Genomic DNA, 18,157 nt, shown 5'->3' on the forward strand with positions numbered 1-18,157 from the left:
CGGCGCAAGTTAAAAAAACAGCAAATCGAATGTAATTTATACGTTTGATTTATTCAGTATTCGACCGATGTTTGGCTCTAAAAACCAGAGAAATAAAATTAGGTAATATTTCGCCCACAAGATGTGGGCGAAAAAATAGGATGGATGAACGTTGTGTGCTATTTCATTCTTAAAATTTGGTCTAGATCCTGTGCGCATTCTTCAAGTGTATATGCCATCTCCAGTTGCATTTGGGGGCGGAGTTCATTGGCGAGCTTTCGCCATTCGTCAATCAGACGCTGTGCTTTTTGAATTTTATGTTTATTGATATCTTTGGCAAGGGTTGGGGTATAGCCACCACGTTTGGCGTTCTTGATCTGCTTAACATAATTCTGGCTGTTATTCATGTTCTCTCCCGAATAGCAGTGATATATGAAATGTGTTTTTTAAGTTTTTCGTTGATCAAGTTAAAAGTACCGCAATCGCGTTTCAGTTCTATGATGTTTAAATTAATGAATAATTTTTTGAATAGTACCTATATTGAGAGGATGATTTATTTTTAGCATAGGCTTAAGTAATTGTCTTTAGAATATAAAATTTGTATTTGTAAATATACGTGTACTTATTGCTGCCAATAAAAAATCCATAAGTCGTGCATTAGGAAAAAAACGTGTGATTGAAATCCGTCAATCAGGACTTAAATACTGTGAAGTTATTGAGCTAAACAAATAGAAGATCAATTAGGGGGATATTTAATATTGAGAACAATAAAATTAAAAAAGGCCTAAATTTTATCAATTTAGACCTTCATTCTGCTTGGCATTGCAGTTTATTCTGGCGGTGAAAGAGGGATTCGAACCCTCGAAACGCTATAAACGTTTACACACTTTCCAGGCGTGCTCCTTCAGCCACTCGGACACTTCACCTTTTGCGCGGTGGATAATAGCGAAAAAAATATATTCTGCCAAGAGAAACAATTGAATTAGACAAAAACATCTTGAGCGGTGCTATGATTCGCAAAAATCCTGTCTAAATTGAAGACAATTATATGCAAAGTACTGCACAAAAAGCCGCATTGCCTGCCATCACCTTGGCAGCTTTGGGCGTAGTATTCGGAGACATTGGGACGAGCCCATTATATGCGCTGCGCCAATGTTTCCTCACAGCACACTTGGCGATTAGCGAAGCGTCTGTGCTGGGTATTCTGTCCCTGATTTTCTGGTGCATCATGCTGACGATTAGTTTTAAATACGTCAGCATCATCATGCGCGCAGATAACAATGGCGAGGGCGGTATTATGTCGCTGTTGGCCTTGAATCTACGAACCACACGAATTGCCGAAAACAAAAAAATCTACCTGATTGCCCTTGGCTTTATTGGGGCATCTTTGTTCTTTGGTGATGGGATCATTACCCCCGCAATCTCTGTGTTATCCGCGATTGAAGGCTTAAGTATTGCGACGCCGATGTTTAACCAATGGCTGCAACCCTTATCGATCGGTATTTTAGCGGGGCTATTTTTAGTGCAACGCCATGGCACAGGCACGATGGGTAAATTCTTTGGGCCTTTAACGCTCATGTGGTTTTTATCCATTGGTGGTTTTGGACTATGGAGTATTTCGCAAACGCCATTTGTGTTGACCATGATCAGTCCACATTGGGCCTTCAATTTTGTGGTTCAGCAGCCTTATGTTGCATTTTTGACTATGGGTGCGGTTATCTTGACGATGACGGGTGGTGAGGCAATCTATGCCGATATGGGGCATTTTGGCCGACTCCCAATCCGCTTGGCATGGTTTATTGTGGTGATGCCGTGCTTGCTGTTGAACTATGCGGGTCAAGGTGCTTTGCTACTGCGTAATCCTGAAGCTTTAGCCAATCCATTCTATATGCTGATTCCTGAATGGGCATTGTATCCAATGATTGCTTTGGCAACTGCGGCCGCGGTGATTGCCTCTCAAGCGGTGATCACAGGGGTATTCTCTATGGTCAATCAGGCGATTCAATTGCGTTACTTGCCGCGTTTGACAGTGAAACATACCTCTGAAGTTGAACGTGGTCAGATTTATTTACCATTTATTAACTGGGCATTGTTTATCTCGGTGCTGATCTTGATCTTGCTGTTTGAAAACAGTGCGAATTTGGCCAGTGCGTACGGCGTAGCTGTGACCATGACCATGCTCTGCGGTACGATTTTGATCTCAGTTTTAGCTTATGGTTTATGGCGTTGGCCGGTTTGGAAAGTGGCGATTTTTGCAGTTCCATTTTTATTGATTGATTTGATTTTTGTTGCATCGACATCATTAAAAATCGCAGCGGGCGGTTGGGTTCCAATCCTGATTGGTGCGGTATTGTTTACGATTTTAATGACGTGGAAAGATGGACGGGCATTGGTGCTCAATCGGCTCGGTAAAGATGCTTTGCCTATTGACCTGTTTATTCGCAGTGTCAGCATGGGTAGTGAAACCAAGTTTGTTCCAGGTGATGCCGTATTCTTGACAGGAACGCCTGAGATCGTGCCTCATGCCATGTTGCATAATATTAAGCACAACAAAGTTCTGCATGAACGCAATATTATGGTTACGGTCAACACCCGAGATGTGCCATTTGTACCCGAAAATGAGCGGGTGATCACGGAAAAACTAGATGATCGATTCTATCGAATCACGATGTTTTATGGGTTTAAAGATCAGCCGAATATTCCTGCCGCTTTGGAGCATGCGTATCGTGAATTGGGATTTGAATTTGATCTAATGCAAATCAGTTTCTTTATTTCCAGAGACCGTATTATTCATACCTTGGGTGAAGGCATGGCACCTTGGCGAGAAAAGCTGTTTATCTCTATGCAGCGAAATACCAGTCCAGTCAGCGATTTTTATCAAATTCCAACCAACCGTGTGGTTGAGTTGGGAAGTCAGATTGAAATTTAAGACGTAGATTGAACTTTTAGGCATAGATTTAAAAGTTAGACACGAAAAAGCCAGATCAATTCTGGCTTTTTTTTATCTGTGATAATTGAACTTATTTAGTCCAAAGACATAGAGATCATTCTGTTGCTTTTTCCTGGGAGGAGTATGCGAGCAAAACAACAGAATGAAGATGTTGCTTTTTCCTGGGAGGAGTATGCGAGCAAAACAACAGAATGAAGATGTTGCGTTATTTCATCCTTGAAAATACGCTGATTAGTTGATTGTCGCGTCTACATCTGCAGAGGCTTCAGGCGCAGCTTGGATGGCTTCGTCAGCAACAGGTGCTTCTGGGTTGGCTTGAATTGATGCATCTGCAGGATTTACACTTTGAGTCTCAGGTGCTGCCATAAAAGCATCTTGTTGTCCTTGAGGAGCTTCAGGCAATGCAGCCGATGCGCTATCGGCATTCACTGGCGCTTCTGCAGAAGAGGCAATGACGGGTGCAGCGTTGTTATCCGCTGATACGGCTTCAGGTGCTTGCTGTGCTGTTTCCACAGGTGCTTCAGTTACCGCGGCTTCAGGTGTATTGGCCACTGCTGTTTGTTCAGTTGGAACGGACTGCTCTGTAGGTGCAGCAGCTACACTTTGTTGTTCATTTGCGAGTGCATTTTCCGCTTCAGTCACGGCTTGTTCAGCATTTGCAGGAACTGCAGGGGCATTCGGATCGATTTGGTTTGCCTGAGCCTGTTCAGGGTTTAAGGGCTGTTCTGTTGCAGCGGCATTGACTTGTCCGGCAGGTACTTCAAGCAATTGAACTTGACCACTTGATACCAAGTCCTGAATAGAACCGGGTTGACCATTCACAGTGGTCACAATTTTGACTTTAGACAAGCTTTCTAAAGTGTCACCGGGTTGAATCGGCGGCTCTGCAAATGCTGCTGCGCTCATTAAACCTGAAATTAAACCTAAACCTAAAATTTTAGAATGCATAATCACTCCGTATATTTTTATCGCAATTTTTCGTATTTTTACCTTGTCATAATTCTTGAGGCGAATTCAATGAAACATACGCAACTGCTTCATGACCTCCTATAAAGACCTGCACAACTGCGACATAAAGTTACATCAACTGCTGCTTTGTTAAACAATATTTGTGTGATTGTTAAGCAAATTAAAAAAGAAAAGTGTACTAAAATTTGCACCCTTGCTAAGCTGCGGAAAAATAGTCCTTTTAGAAGTCATTGTTGTAAGTCATGGTCAAAAAGAAACGCAATTCAGCAAATCCGCTTTCACAGTTATTTGGGCAAAATGGCATAAAAGTGCTGTTGGGTCTGGTGGCAACAGGAAGCTTTGCTATTGCTTTCGGGCAAGAAAAAATTCAACAACTTGTTTCTATGAGCAGCACTTCAAATAGCGCCTGTTTGGACCAATTTTATCGTGAAGTGCCACCTTATTTGGTCCGTGAAAGCCTGCATAAAAACAGTTTTCCACTGTGTTTTAATGGCTTTAATGTCATGTATTCAGGGATATCCAAGACACCGCTTTGGGTTGCAGAAGCATTAACCCCTGCACGCCTGAGTCAAAAAATTCCGCGTGAAGATAACTTTCATGAAGAGACTCGCGTGCCGTCTGAATATCGGGCTTTGCTGTCAGACTATAAATCTTCAGGCTATGACCGTGGACACATGGCGCCAAATGCCGATATGCCCAATAAAGCTGCGCAGTTAGACAGTTTTTCTTTGGCCAATATGGTGCCGCAAGCCCCAAAAAATAATCAGCAAGTGTGGCGCGAGTTAGAAGAAGCCACACGGGCGATAGTGACCAAACAAAAGCAAGATGTCTATGTGGTGACGGGGCCGGTTTACAGTGCGAAAAAATTAAAAACCATTGGGCAAGGGGTCATTGTGCCGACCGCCACTTATAAGGCGATCTATTTGCCGAAAAAAGGTGTTGCAGGCGTGTACTATGCAGACAATACCTTGCGTGATACGGCACCGACAGTCAAAGTCATGAGTATTTGTGCGCTAGAAGAACTGACTGGAATTAATTTCTTTCCAGAATTAACTGAAGACCAAAAGCGTAATACCTACCGTTTGCCACTCAAAGCCACCCAAGTAAAAGCAAATCAAGATATCGCTTATTTGCATTGGGATGCTGAAAGCCAGTGTGCTGCAGATGTCGCAGAAGACAAGATTTTAAGTTTGCAAAAAGAGTTTAAATCGAGTGGTGGTTCTGTGGGAGAGACATCCATGGCAAGCAGTGAAAATGACAACAATCAAGATGCCTTGGTCAAACAATTGATTGAAGAAATTCTGCAATATCTGCTACAGATTTTGAAATAATTGAGTAGATAATAGCGCTGAACTGCGAGCGATGAAGAGGATCATTGCTTGCAGTTGAAATCTTTTTCACGTATTTCTATTGCTGCATCACTACAACAAAAAAGAAGGATATCCATCATGTTCAAAGCATTTGAAAATGACACTGCGTCGCATGCAATTCATGACTTAACACTAGAAAATGGCCAAGATCGAATTAATATTTATGGCAACTTACAGGTGACAAAAGACCAAGCAGGTTTAGCTGCAGCGAAAGCTTTACAGGCATTTTTCAATGATGTGGTGACCACACTTGAGGCAGAAACCAACTTAGCTGAAAAAATAGCGCAGGGCGGTGAAGACAACGAAGTGGAAAATCCATTTCTTTAATGCTGTGTCATCGGCCGTCGAAGGAAGCAATGCTCAATTCGGGATGAATGAAAAAAAGCTCACAGGTTGTGAGCTTTTTTATGGTGTCTTCTTCTATTTATGCGTCTTTTGCCATCAGTTTATAGATGACAGCACCAATCACCGCGCCAATGATAGGGGCTACCCAAAATAGCTAAACTTGTGAAAGCGCAGCAGTTTCAGCAAAGAATGCGACACCCATACTACGCGCTGGGTTGACCGAAGTATTGGTGACGGGAATGCTGATGAGATGGATCAATGTAAGCGCAAGACCGATCGCAATTGGGGCAAATCCAGCAGGGGCACGTTTATCCGTTGCTCCCATGATCACAATCAGAAAGCCAGCCGTCAGCACAATTTCAATAACTAACGCTGACAGCATAGAGTATTTACCTGGAGATAATTCACCATAGCCATTGGTGGCAAAACCGCCGACACCGGTAAATCCGGCCTGACCTTGTACAATGATGAATAGAATAAATGCGGCGAGGGTTGCACCCAGCAATTGAGAAATAATATAGGGTGCTAGTTCTTTCGCTTCAAAACGACCACCGGCCCACAAGCCGATACTCACGGCAGGGTTAAAATGTCCCCCTGAGATATGACCCAGCGCATAAGCAGCCGTTAACACCGTTAAACCGAAGGCCAGTGCCACGCCTGCGAAGCCAATGCCAAGTTCAGGAAAGGCCGCAGCCAAGACCGCACTACCACAACCACCAAAGACCAGCCAAAACGTACCGATCAGTTCTGCTAAATATTTATTCATTTAAAATTCCATTTGTTTTTGTCATTTGGAATAGATTTTCAATCTTTCACTCAGCATGAGTGCAATATAGTTGTGAAGTGTTGTTTTATTCATTTATTGAATATGCATAGCTTTAATGGATTTTGCTGAAAATCACAATATATAAAATGATAACTGCGTCACATTTTAACTTGCTGCATCAATTTGCGATAAGCGCCATTGCTGTGGGGTTAAATTTCGCCATTGTTTAAAAGCACGTTGAAATGCACTCTGTTCTGAATAACCCAGCAGTAGCGCAATTTTTTGCAAACTTAAATGTGGGTCTCTTAAAAATTCTTCAGCCATCATACAGCGGACCTCCTGCATGCGTTGCTGATAGGTGCTGCCTTGTTGTTGTAAATGGCGTTGTAATTGTCGGACGGACAGATTCAGTTGAGTAGCGACATGTTCAATTTGGAACTGATTTTTTTGTAAACCCATTAAGATGGCTTGCTGTAAGCGTTGGTCGATTTGCGTGGTATTCGGCAGTTTTTCTAATAAAGACTGTGCCTGTTGCATTAACAGTTTTTGTAAGGTCTGATCGCCTTGGGAAAAGGGGCGAGACAGTTCTTGAATGGGAATAATAACCTTCGACTTTTCTTGGGAAAATCGAACTTTACAGCGAAAATATTGTTCATACTGAGCGACATTTTTCGGTGCAGGATTATGAAAATGCACTTCGTGTAAATTGATATCTTCAAAACGCATGAATAATTTTAGAAACTGCAGCATTAAGGCAATCGCAATTTCATCGGTCAATTGATTGGCCATATTCATGGGTAAATCATTCCAACCGATCGAGAAAAAATCATTTTGAATATCAATCAGCAATGGACTACCATCGAAGATTAAGCGATGAAAATCATGGTAGCGGAGCAGCGCTTCGCCTAAGTTTTCACAGGACAGGGCAATATACGCAATGATGCCAATATGTTTGGGTTGCACATGTTCTGCAATTTCTAAACCCAGCGCTGGCTTTTGGATCTTTTGATCCAAATCCATCAATAAATCACGCCAAACGGCATAATCAAAACGTTCTAAGTTTTGAACTTTATTCAGTTTTTCAGGAATAGCAATGCCTTGAGCTTGGTGATAAGCATAGAGCAAATGGCCCAGTCCTCCATAGACCGATCCTGTATAGTCCTTGAGTTGTTGCATATTTTTTTAATTCTAAATTTTGTCGTGTTTTGTCAATAATATTAAAAAAAACGGTCAATATCTAGCCCTCTTCATTACCTATAGTGGAGCTAAGAAAAGGAGATATTGGTCATGTTAAAAGGTTTTATTGCAGGGTTGGTCGTCGCCAATGCCTTTGAATGGGTCGCGCATAAATATGTTTTGCATGGGACACATCGGTCAGGCAAGCCACGTTTTAGTCCAGTACCGAAAAGCATGAAATCACATTGGGAACATCATCGTGAAGTTCGAAAAACAGATTTTCATGATCATGGCTATGTTGAAGGTGTACAGAACTGGCGCACGAAAAATGAAATATTGTCTTTGGTGGCAGTTTCAGCTGTATTTGTCCCGCTGTTTTATCCCATTTCCAAAGGAATAAGTTTGTCGGTGCTGTATTGCGCAGGGAATTATTATTATATCCATCGTCGCGCACATCTTGAGCCAGAGTGGGCGATGAAAAAGATTCCATGGCACTATGACCACCATATGAACTCAAATCAGGATGCCAATTGGTGTGTGACTAAGCCGTGGTTTGATTATATTTTAGGGACTCGAGTGATCTCCTCGGCAAAATTACAGGAACAGAACCCATTGGGTGTGTTACTACCGACAGCGATTGCGAAACCATTGTCACACTGGGTCAATCGGGTATTTCCTGCAAAGTGGGTCGCTGAGCGTGAAAAGCCAGTTGCACTTCTTGAAACGGTCTAATGTGAAAGCGTTGTACGTTGTGACAACAAGCTTTTCTACCCAATTGAGTTGTCGCAATTTGTCAACAAATTATGAATCTACTGTCAATCAAATGCAGTGCAAATGCCCTATATTTAAATCATCAAAAGGCTTGTACACGACGAGTTGATTGATGAAGTTGCTATGTATATTTTTTCATTTGTTTTAAGTATCAGACCAAGTGCTGTAGTTTTTCTTGGTTTATAGGAGCCGACAAGGCTCCTTTTTTTATGTCTATAGTGGATGAATTAAATTGACGATTCGCTGCTACAACTCCATGGCGTTGCATCAAAAACACCAAAGCAAAAAAAGAGCGAATCATCGCTCTTTTTCAATCCTCATTGAAAACGAATCAATTAAAGACGCATTTCAATGCCTTGTTCTGCAAGATATTTTTTCGCTTCAGGAATGGTGTGTTGACCAAAGTGGAAAATAGAGGCTGCAAGCACCGCATCTGCGCCACCTTTTAAAATGCCATCGGCCAAATGTTGGAGATTACCGACACCACCAGAAGCAATGGTTGGAATGGTCACACGGTCATTGATGTTACGCATCAGTTCAAGGTCATAACCGGCTTTGGTTCCGTCAGCATCCATCGAGGTGATGAGTAATTCACCTGCACCGAAGTCCGCCATTTTTACTGCCCATTCGATGGCATCGATACCGGTTTCTTTACGACCACCGTGGGTGAAAATTTCCCATTTATTGTCGCCAGTTTTTTTTGCATCAATCGCAACCACAATACACTGTGCGCCAAAACGCTGAGAGGCTTCTTGTACAAATTCAGGGTTATAAATAGCCGCAGAGTTAATCGAAACTTTGTCCGCACCCGCATTTAATAACAGGCGGATATCTTCTACTTTACGCACGCCACCACCGACTGTTAATGGCACAAATACAGACTCAGCCATACGCTCTACCGTACGGTAAGTGGTATCACGACCATTTGAGGTTGCGGTAATGTCTAAGAAGGTAATTTCGTCCGCACCTTGTTCGTTATAACGGCGTGCAACTTCAACTGGATCGCCTGCATCACGAATATCAAGAAATTGAACACCTTTCACTACACGACCGTTGTCCACGTCGAGGCAAGGAATAATACGTTTAGCAAGCATAATTTTTTCCAAAAATAACAGCCGATTATGAAACTTCGCGACTTAGATGCTACACCTTAGTAGTCGGAGCGGTTATTCTATCAAAAATATGTAAGTTTTTTCGCAGGTTTTCTATGTCGGTTTATACCACTTTGACTTTAAAGGAAGTTCAGGATTTTGCAGCACCTTATGGACTGGAGGTGATTGACCTGATTCCGATTCAAGGCGGTATTCAAAATACCAACTATTTTATTGTTTGCGAAAATGGCACGCAGTATGTATTAACTGTTTTTGAAGAGATGGACGAGCAAGGTGCAGGGGAACTGGTCCCTGTACTTGAACATTTGGGGCAGGCTGGTCTAGCTGTGCCTGTACCGCTGAATCATTCGGGTAAAGCGATTCATAGCTTAAAGGATAAACCTGCACAGATTGCGCCACGCATGCAAGGTCAACATCCCATGCCTGCGAGCTTAGCGCAAGCAGAAGCGATTGCTGTAGCCCAAGCGAAAATGCATGTGGCTTTACAAGATTTCCCTTTGGAACGTGCAGAATATCGTGATCATGCTTATTGGTTACAAGTTTCACGTGATATTCGTCCAACATTAAATGAAGCAGATACCACGTTACTTAACAATCTGTTGGGCTTATATGACATCTTAACGGCGATGTATCCAGACCGTCCTACCGGTTTTATTCATTCTGATCTGTTCCGTGACAATACTCTATTTGAAGGCGATCAACTCAACGGCATTTTAGACTTTTATGAGTTAAATAAAGACGAACTCTTGTTTGATATTGCTATTACTTTAAATGACTTTTGTACTGAATATCCGGATGTACATTTGAATGAAGACAAAGCCATTGCCTTTTTAAATGCCTATGAAAGCGTGCGTCCATTAACCGCAGATGAAAAATCATGCCTAGAGTTATATTTGGCGATGGCGGCAGGTCGTTTCTGGATGATGCGTTTACAGGTGGCACAGAAAAATGCGGCAGAAGGCCGTACAGGGGATGATATTTTGCAGAAAAACCCTGCTGAAATGCGTAATATGCTGATTGAACGATTAAAATTCGTCACTGCATAAATTTTAAAAACAACGAGGGGGAAAAGCATGCGTGATCAAGGACGCTTAGTAGAATGGTTTGATGACAAGGGCTACGGCTTCATTCAACCGAACGATAGCACCAAAGATCGCGTATTTTTGCACATTAAAGATTTTTCCCGTCCCGGCCCACGACCAATCGTGGGCTGCGCGTTGGATTATGCTGTGATCTTAGACGAACGCGGACGCTTTCGTGCACAGCAAGTGCATTATTTAAAAGCCTCACAAACCAAAGCTACACAACGCCCTAATAAAAAAAATGTGGTGCAGATGCCGCGTCAGGCAGAGCCGATGCAAATCTTGTGCATCATTTATATCCTCGCCTTGGCGGGTTTGTCTGTGGCGGGTTTACTCAGTGGCATGGTGCTGCTTTTTGTGAGTATTATCAATGTCCTGACCTATTGGTTCTACGCTCAAGATAAAGAAGCTGCGCAAATGGGGAACCGACGCGTGCCAGAAAATACACTGCATCTTTTGTCTTTTTTAGGTGGGTGGCCGGCGGCATGGCTGGCTCAGCAACGTTTGCGGCATAAAACACAAAAACAACCATTTCGAAAAATATATTTCTGTACTATAGCCTTTAACATATTACTGATTTTATGGCTGATTTCACCATTTAATATCCTGCATATCTAGGGTGGAATGATCCGCAAAATCATCATGACGGAGAGCGAAATGAATTATTCCATTGATAAAGATCCAAACCGCCTGCTCACGATTATTTTGTATATTCTTTATATTGTGGCGATTTTTTCTGCCGGCTTGCTTGCGGTCCTCGCGTTGATTATCAATTACGTCAAACGCAGTGATGTGCGCGGCACGATTTTTGAAAGCCATTTCACTTGGCAGATTCGCACGTTTTGGTGGTATCTCATTTGGAACATCATTGCTTTCGTGCCTTTTATTTTTCTGTTCTTTACCGGCAATAATGCCAATGCTTTTGCAGGTGTAGCACTGGGAGCGAGTACCTTCTGCGTCACGGTAATCGGACTGTCTTGGTTATGGATTGTGTACCGCGCGATTAAAGGTTTAATCCGTGTCAATGACAACCGACCGATGTATGAGTAATGCGAGTTTAAAGATTTTTAGCATAAAAAATCTTGGCATCAAAAAAGCGACCTTATGGGTCGCTTTTTGTTATGGGAAAGGATGCTGAAATTAGCGTTTCTTTAACCGTTTCGGCCGCCATTCACTCACAATCACACCGAACACCACACACAGTCCGCCAATGAGAGCGAGCGGTGTTAAGCGTTCACCTGCAAGCCGCCCAATGATCGCGGCCCAAACCGGTTCACCTGCATAGATGATTGCTGCCTGTGCAGGGTCAACCATGCGCTGCGCCCAGTTCATCACCAGTTGAATGACGGCGCTAGCTAGCCCCAATCCGCAGAGTACAGCGATTAATGGCCATTCAAATTTTGGCAAAGTGGTTTCACCCACTAGTGGGGCAAAGCAAAAACAGAATAGAGAGGCAAATGCCAACTGTAGAACCGTCACTCTGCGCAGATTGACGCGGGGTGCAAAATAACTGATCAAGATAATTTCAAAGGCAATGGCAATCGACCCGAACAGCGTAATGATTTGTCCAAAATTGAGCTGAATAGCGCCAAAACCATTACCAGTTAAAAAGACCAAACCGACAAAAGCCAAACTTACTCCCAGCCATGTCATCAGATGTGGTTTATGCCGAAAACAGAGCCACATAAAAATCGGCACCAGCAGTACATACAGCGCAGTTAAAAAAGCCGATTCACTGCTGCTGATGCTTTGCAAGCCGACTGTTTGCGTCGCATAGCCGATCGCAATTACCGCGCCAATACTTGCGCCCGCAATGACATCGTATTGAGAAAAATGTCTAAGATATTTGAGCGATAACAGACTCACAGCCAGTGTAGCTGCGGCAAAACGTAGACCGACAAACAGCACTGGACTGCTAAAATTTAAACCGTATTGCACGGTGATAAAACTGGCGCCCCAAATCATGGTAATCAGGATGAGTGCGAGCTGCGGAAACTTGGCTTTCCAAGCAGATTGGACGGTTGACATGTGTATTTGATTGTTTGAAGAGGAGAAATAAAAAAAGAGGCCCGAAGACCTCTTTTCTGCTCGGGAAAATTACAAGCTTTGTTGATCAAGCAGTAATTGAGCTTCACGAAGGTTCAATGTGCCTTCATAAATTGCACGACCGGTAATCGCACCTAAAATACCCGGTTGGCCTTTTAAGTTACGCACGTCGTCAAGGTTGGTCACGCCACCCGATGCAATAACAGGTAAGCCTGAATACGTTGCAAGGTTAACGGTTTGTTCAACGTTCACACCTTGCATCATGCCATCACGTGCGATGTCGGTGTAGACAATGCTTGATACGCCGGCATCTGCAAAGCGTTTTGCCAAATCAGTCGCTTTCACGTCAGTGACATTTGCCCAACCATCCGTTGCCACCATGCCGTTCATGGCATCGATACCGACAATGATATGGCCTGCAAATTTTTTGCACGCTTCTTCAACAAATTCAGGCTCTTTTACCGCTTTTGTACCAATGATGACAAACGAGACGCCTGCATCAAGGTAGTGTTCAATGGTTTCAAGAGAGCGGATACCACCACCAATTTGAATTGGCAATTCAGGCTGTGCTTTAGCAATCGCTTCAACCACAGGCTTATGAATCGGTGTACCAGCGAAAGCACCGTTTAAATCTACCAAATGTAAGCGACGCGCGCCTTCATTTACCCAATGCTGTGCAGTTGCCACTGGATCGTCAGAAAATACGGTATCGTCTTCCATACGACCTTGTTTTAAACGGACACATTTGCCATCTTTCAGGTCAATTGCAGGGATGATCAGCATGCTTTCGCTCCTTGCTCAATCAAATTAAGAATGAATTTGTGCCTAATCTTATCAAATAAACGGCTATTCACTAAATGCTAATATCAGAATTGATGAATTAAAAAAGCCTGACATGTGTCAGGCCAGTGTAAATAGAGGATTGGATTTTATTCTTGGTCTATAAAAATGCGCTGTGTATTAGTGTTTTTAGTCATTAAACATAAGCGGTTGTTTGTAATAAATCGATGTTTACGGATTGAAGTAAGCTACCGACATCGTATAAGCCTTGATTGAGGGCTGTAGTACTTTCACCGACCACTTGAACGAGATCACCGACCACAGGAAGTTCAGTAGCAATCGATGTAATCGGTGCAATGTCATCCAGTAAGGCATCTAAAGTGCCTGAAACATCTTGCACGACACCACCTACACTTGCTAATGGATCATTCAGGACGGATGTTAATAATTCGGTAGGATCAATACTGGCTACATAGTCGCCCGTTTCAGCCAACAAGCCTGTTAAATTCCCCGTAGTTTCGCCTACTGCATCCAATAGACCGCCCAGCAATGGCAGGTCAGAAAGTACATCTGTGATTGGTGCAGCCACACCACTGAGATGATCAACCAAACTTGCAACTTCAGTCACAGTTTGACCGACCACCCCAGTTACGCCATTGAGAGCGGTCTGTACACCGCCGAGAAGATCACCTGTCGCTAGTTGATCGGCTACCGCATGTAAGCCATCACCTAAGGTGCCGACTAACTGATTTTCAACTGCGAGTACTTTTTCGATGGTCCCACCAATGAGCGGAAGCTCAGTCAGTGCATCCGTTAAGGGCGCTGTTAAGCTACTTACGGTCTCTAATACGCTGTCTACTGTATCCAAAACAGTATTTAAAACCAGTCCAACTGCTGCTTTACTGATCCCTTGTAAAGTCAGGCTGAGTACGCCGCTGATTTTTCCTGTAAATAAGTTCAACATGTCAGGTTCTCCAAGTTTTTAAATTATGATGTGTTATGTATTTGGCAGATTTGTTTTAGCAAAAGGGGACTGATGAAAACAAATTATGAAAGTATAGAAAGAATGAGATAAATCATGTAATTCTGCTAGAAAATCTAGAGAGATCAAAACCTTAGTCGAATAAAAATATAAATGTGTATTAATGTAATTAAAATGAGTTAAATCAAAGATATAAATGTACTTAAAAGGTGCGATTTTATTTTTTTAGACTGTGCAGTGACTATTTTTAAGGCAATAAGGTACTGTTCAAATCTTTAGCGCAAATAAACTGCAAATTCATTGGCACTCTTCAGCCGATCTTTGCACTTGGTCATGCCATAGATTGGGGCAATATCCAGTTACAGAGCGGTTACATCGCTGAATATAAATTAAATCATTAAAATAATTAAGGATTTATAAATTCATGTGCGGACGAATTCTTAGTTTGAGAGAAGTATTGGGGATGGTTTTGGGTAATAAGCCACGTTGTAATAATTCTTCAAAGACCAAAACAGGGGCATAGGCATCGGCAGCGGCATAACGAATTTGCTCCGGACTTAAGCGCTTTTTGGCCCAATTCGAGGTGCTGACCGATTTAGATTTTGGAAAATTCACACGAAAAAGCAGTGCCATGGCATTTTTTAAACCTAAAGGTTGGCTTAAGCCAAAAGAAGCAAAGCACTTGGAGAGTTCCAATACACTATTCAGTTCGATGCCTTTTTTACGAAATAAATGCGCATCATTTTTTAAGCCAAAACCCACTTTAATTTGATCACGATTACTCAAGATTGGTCTTAAAAAATCCCAAGTGTATTCGTTCATTTGAAACAACCACGCCTGTTGCGCCGTAGCGAGTTGGATTAAATGTGGACCGGTAGAGACCTCACCTTTACGAAAAGTCGGCTTAGATTCAGAGTCGAAACCGAATAAGGCAGTCGTCTGCAATTCATCGGCCCAGTGTTGGCATTGTTCTGCATTGTGAATGACATGGATCTGCTCTGGCACTAAATTTTGGAACAATGGAAAATTTTTAATCTGTTCTTTTGTTGGCAAAATAGGTGTCAGTAGAGCATCAGTCATTGTGATTCAATTCAAAGGCTTGTTGTTGCAGCCTAGAGCGTTTAGTAGGGAAATGCAAATACCGAGATGTGGCGTTGAGCATGAGCCATTGACTCACCTGCCTGTCATAGCGCGTTGCTATGACAGTGACGAGGGCACTTAAACACAGTGACCAAGAGGTTTAAAGACAGTAACTTAAAACAGAAAACGCGCAGTAAATAATACATTTACCAAGATCAGTAAGAATAAACCGATAAAGAGAAAGGCGAGAACCACCTCCCATGTTTTGGATTCACGTGGCTCACCATATTGATTGGCATTTGCAGACCCGGGGATGAGCATCAGCGCAATGCACATGACGATATTGAGCAACGGAATCAGCTCTAAGAGTGCAAACCAGCCTGAGAGATTAAAGTCATGCAAACGACGTACTGAAAAAATCATCAAAGGGATCAGCATTAAAATATTTAGGATCAATCCAATCACTTGCGTCATTGGATTTTCAGCATGAGCTATTAGGGCATTGAGGGTATTGGGCATCATGCTGACGATCAGTAGCATCAATATGCTCAGTATGAGGCCATAGAAGACATTCCAACCGATAAAAGACATGCGATTAAAACGACCGTCACGGTTCCAACCAGAGTTTATATTGGGTGAATTATTCATATTAAATGATCTTAAATTATCGTAAAAAGTATTGTTATCATTCATTTTTAGCCGCAAAAAATTGAGCTAAAAACGACATAAAAATGTGAAAAAGTACAGGATTTGATCCTGTACCAAAAAAGCGCGTTGATTATAAAGGTAAAGTACAAAAAAAGCCCACTTGTGTGAGCTTGTTTGAGTAGATGTATTGCTGTTTAGGACGATCTCGGCGGCATCTAATGATTTATCATTATTGTTGTTGAATCGTGGTTTGTTGAGAGCGGATCACATAGTTTTGGTAAGACGGAATCATGATCGCAGCGAGTATACCGAGTATAAACACCACGATATACAAAACAGCGAGTACTGTTTCCCAGCCTTTGGTCGGGCGTGGTTGTCCAAAGCTATTACTACCGCTATTACCCGGTGCAAATAACACATAGAGCGCAAATAATATATTCACTACAGGAACTAAGATCAGCAGTGCAAGCCATCCAGAATGGTCTCGGTCATGTAAACGACGGATTAAGAAAATGACGCTGTAATAAATGACGATGGCATACATGATAAAGAAAATAATCATGAGTGGCGTCGACATTGCACCCTCAGTCAACGCATTTTGCGCACCGGGTATGAGCAGGCCGACTACAACAGCAATTAGCGTAAAAATAATGCCGAGAAGTAGATTCCATGCAAGATATGCGCGCCGGCTAAAGCGACCACTGGCTTGGGTCGGTGAGTCAGATGTGAATGTATTCATTATTATTCCTAGGCTTTGGTATTTTTATAAGTAGGCAAATTCTAAAATGAATATGTAGAAAATAAAAGGATGAAAAATAAACAGTACAAAAAAGCCCGCAAGGAGCGGGCTTTTTTGCGGTGAAGGAATTTTAAATATCCCATTCCACAAAGTTTTTCAGCAATTGCAGGCCGGCTGTATGACTTTTTTCTGGGTGAAATTGTGTCGCAAACAAGTTTTCCTTGTGAATTGCGGTACAGAATTCCAAACCATAGTCACAGGTTGCAGCGACAATGCTTGAATCTTGCGGCTCTACATAGAAGCTATGTACGAAATAGAAACGTGCATCTTGCTCAATGTTTTTCCACATCGGGTGGCTAGGGTCTGCCTGATGCACTTGGTTCCAGCCCATGTGTGGCACTTTTAATCCCTCTACATCAGGAAAGCGTTTAACCGAACCTTCAAAAATACCCAATGCATCTGCACCGCCATTTTCTTCGGAATGCTGCATTAGGGCCTGCATACCGACACAGATCGCAAGCACAGGTTTATTAAATGCCGCTTTACGGACAACTTCATCAATGCCTGCATCATGCATGCCTTGAATACAGTCACGCATTGCTCCCACACCGGGGAACACAATTTTATCTGCTTGTGCAATCAGCTTAGGATCATTGGTGACATCAACAGTTGCGCCCACGTGTTCGAGGGCTTTTGCTGCTGAGTGAAGATTTCCCATGCCATAGTCAAGAAGGGCAATACGGGTCATTACAATGTTCCTTTGGTAGACGCAACAGTATTTTCGGCACGCGGGTCAACTTCACACGCCATACGTAATGCACGGGCAAAGGCTTTAAATACGCTTTCAATTTGGTGGTGGCTGTTTTTGCCTTTTAGGTTGTCGATGTGCAGCGTCATTAACGCATGGTTCACAAAACCTTGGAAAAATTCAGAGAAAAGATCCACATCAAAAGTCCCGATGCGCGCGCGAGTGAATGGAATATCCATCCAAAGACCCGGACGGCCAGATAAATCAACCACGACACGACTCAGTGATTCATCGAGCGGCGCATAGAAGTGACCGTAGCGACGTAAGCCTTTTTTATTGCCCAGTGCTTGAGCAAAAGCTTGACCCAGTGTAATCCCACAGTCTTCTACGGTATGATGATCGTCAATTTCAAGATCGCCATCACAATGAATATCAATATCAAACAGACCATGTCGCTTGATTTGATCAATCATATGATCTAAAAATGGAACACCAGTGTTTAAAGTGCCTTGACCAGTACCATCAAGATTCACACGAACTCGAATTTTGGTTTCGTTGGTGTTTCTTACCACTTCACTGATACGATCTGTCATAGACACGTTCCTCAAATACGT

19 protein-coding genes, 1 tRNA gene and 1 pseudogene are annotated in these 18,157 nt (G+C 42.6%); 7 read left to right on the plus strand and 14 right to left on the minus strand.

The features are described from left to right. Positions 1-158 precede the first annotated feature (158 nt). Positions 159-386, minus strand: coding sequence for a hypothetical protein (locus FTU83_RS01110; protein ID WP_078190515.1), 228 nt, complete (start codon positions 384-386; stop codon positions 159-161). Between the two features lie 428 nt (positions 387-814). Beyond that, positions 815-905, minus strand: a tRNA-Ser gene (locus FTU83_RS01115). 122 nt (positions 906-1,027) lie between these two features. On the opposite strand from FTU83_RS01115, the gene FTU83_RS01120 reads away from it, so the two are divergent. Further along, positions 1,028-2,908 (plus strand): potassium transporter Kup, encoded by a 1,881-nt coding sequence (locus FTU83_RS01120; protein WP_078193161.1) that lies wholly within the window; start codon positions 1,028-1,030, stop codon positions 2,906-2,908. A gap of 252 nt (positions 2,909-3,160) precedes the next feature. On the opposite strand, the gene FTU83_RS17645 is transcribed toward FTU83_RS01120, so the two are convergent. Next, positions 3,161-3,877: a hypothetical protein gene (locus FTU83_RS17645; RefSeq protein ID WP_180105508.1), complete on the minus strand. Its 717-nt coding sequence runs from the start codon at positions 3,875-3,877 to the stop codon at positions 3,161-3,163. Positions 3,878-4,140: 263 nt separating this feature from the next. Here FTU83_RS17645 and FTU83_RS01130 point away from each other — a divergent pair, with 263 nt between their 5' ends. Continuing rightward, a complete protein-coding gene (locus FTU83_RS01130; RefSeq protein WP_078193159.1) occupies positions 4,141-5,229 on the plus strand; it encodes a DNA/RNA non-specific endonuclease in 1,089 nt (362 codons plus the stop codon). A gap of 117 nt (positions 5,230-5,346) precedes the next feature. Further along, entirely contained in the window at positions 5,347-5,595 is a 249-nt protein-coding gene (locus tag FTU83_RS01135) for a hypothetical protein (RefSeq protein WP_078193158.1), read from the plus strand. A gap of 97 nt (positions 5,596-5,692) precedes the next feature. On the opposite strand, the pseudogene aqpZ reads toward FTU83_RS01135, so the two are convergent. Further along, positions 5,693-6,379: pseudogene (aqpZ, locus tag FTU83_RS01140) on the minus strand (aquaporin Z). A 165-nt stretch (positions 6,380-6,544) separates the two neighbouring features. After that, a complete protein-coding gene (locus FTU83_RS01145; RefSeq protein WP_180022374.1) occupies positions 6,545-7,555 on the minus strand; it encodes an AraC family transcriptional regulator in 1,011 nt (336 codons plus the stop codon). Between the two features lie 111 nt (positions 7,556-7,666). Here FTU83_RS01145 and FTU83_RS01150 point away from each other — a divergent pair, with 111 nt between their 5' ends. Then, positions 7,667-8,287, plus strand: a complete 621-nt coding sequence (locus tag FTU83_RS01150) for a hypothetical protein (protein ID WP_180041558.1) — start codon at positions 7,667-7,669, stop codon at positions 8,285-8,287. A 374-nt stretch (positions 8,288-8,661) separates the two neighbouring features. Here FTU83_RS01150 and hisF read toward each other — a convergent pair whose 3' ends face one another. Beyond that, positions 8,662-9,423, minus strand: coding sequence for an imidazole glycerol phosphate synthase subunit HisF (gene hisF / locus FTU83_RS01155; protein ID WP_306674445.1), 762 nt, complete (start codon positions 9,421-9,423; stop codon positions 8,662-8,664). Between the two features lie 110 nt (positions 9,424-9,533). On the opposite strand from hisF, the gene FTU83_RS01160 reads away from it, so the two are divergent. Genes FTU83_RS01160 through FTU83_RS01170 form a run of 3 tightly spaced genes read left to right on the plus strand, consistent with a single transcriptional unit; the run spans position 9,534 to position 11,570 of the window. Beyond that, complete coding sequence (locus FTU83_RS01160; protein ID WP_111884520.1) at positions 9,534-10,484, plus strand: homoserine kinase; 951 nt, start codon at positions 9,534-9,536, stop codon at positions 10,482-10,484. Positions 10,485-10,511: 27 nt separating this feature from the next. Beyond that, the gene (locus FTU83_RS01165) at positions 10,512-11,138 is read left to right on the plus strand and encodes a DUF1294 domain-containing protein (RefSeq protein WP_180022370.1); all 627 of its coding nucleotides are present in this window, start codon (positions 10,512-10,514) and stop codon (positions 11,136-11,138) included. Between the two features lie 39 nt (positions 11,139-11,177). Beyond that, positions 11,178-11,570 carry a hypothetical protein gene (locus FTU83_RS01170; RefSeq protein WP_168378990.1) on the plus strand — a complete coding sequence of 131 codons (393 nt, stop codon included), beginning with the start codon at positions 11,178-11,180 and terminating at the stop codon, positions 11,568-11,570. A 90-nt stretch (positions 11,571-11,660) separates the two neighbouring features. Here the strand turns inward: FTU83_RS01170 and FTU83_RS01175 are convergent, their stop codons facing one another. The 8 genes from FTU83_RS01175 to hisB form a co-directional block, all read right to left on the minus strand. Further along, positions 11,661-12,548 (minus strand): DMT family transporter, encoded by an 888-nt coding sequence (locus FTU83_RS01175; protein ID WP_180105506.1) that lies wholly within the window; start codon positions 12,546-12,548, stop codon positions 11,661-11,663. Positions 12,549-12,617: 69 nt separating this feature from the next. Further along, positions 12,618-13,349: a 1-(5-phosphoribosyl)-5-[(5-phosphoribosylamino)methylideneamino]imidazole-4-carboxamide isomerase gene (gene hisA / locus FTU83_RS01180; protein WP_078190493.1), complete on the minus strand. Its 732-nt coding sequence runs from the start codon at positions 13,347-13,349 to the stop codon at positions 12,618-12,620. Between the two features lie 193 nt (positions 13,350-13,542). Next, positions 13,543-14,310, minus strand: coding sequence for a hypothetical protein (locus tag FTU83_RS01185; protein ID WP_180105505.1), 768 nt, complete (start codon positions 14,308-14,310; stop codon positions 13,543-13,545). Between the two features lie 432 nt (positions 14,311-14,742). Beyond that, a complete protein-coding gene (locus FTU83_RS01190) occupies positions 14,743-15,408 on the minus strand; it encodes a 3'-5' exonuclease (protein WP_180105504.1) in 666 nt (221 codons plus the stop codon). Between the two features lie 174 nt (positions 15,409-15,582). Further along, positions 15,583-16,056, minus strand: a complete 474-nt coding sequence (locus FTU83_RS01195) for a DUF805 domain-containing protein (RefSeq protein WP_180066111.1) — start codon at positions 16,054-16,056, stop codon at positions 15,583-15,585. A gap of 229 nt (positions 16,057-16,285) precedes the next feature. Beyond that, positions 16,286-16,795 carry a DUF805 domain-containing protein gene (locus FTU83_RS01200; RefSeq protein ID WP_078193148.1) on the minus strand — a complete coding sequence of 170 codons (510 nt, stop codon included), beginning with the start codon at positions 16,793-16,795 and terminating at the stop codon, positions 16,286-16,288. Between the two features lie 130 nt (positions 16,796-16,925). Further along, on the minus strand, positions 16,926-17,543 hold the full coding sequence (hisH, locus tag FTU83_RS01205) for an imidazole glycerol phosphate synthase subunit HisH (RefSeq protein ID WP_180025926.1): 618 nt from the start codon (positions 17,541-17,543) through the stop codon (positions 16,926-16,928). Continuing rightward, a complete protein-coding gene (hisB, locus tag FTU83_RS01210) occupies positions 17,543-18,136 on the minus strand; it encodes an imidazoleglycerol-phosphate dehydratase HisB (protein ID WP_078190487.1) in 594 nt (197 codons plus the stop codon). The genes hisH and hisB overlap by 1 nt, the downstream gene beginning before the upstream one ends. Positions 18,137-18,157 lie beyond the last annotated feature (21 nt).

Source organism: Acinetobacter sp. YH12152, assembly GCF_013418285.1.
Classification (GTDB): domain Bacteria; phylum Pseudomonadota; class Gammaproteobacteria; order Pseudomonadales; family Moraxellaceae; genus Acinetobacter; species Acinetobacter amyesii.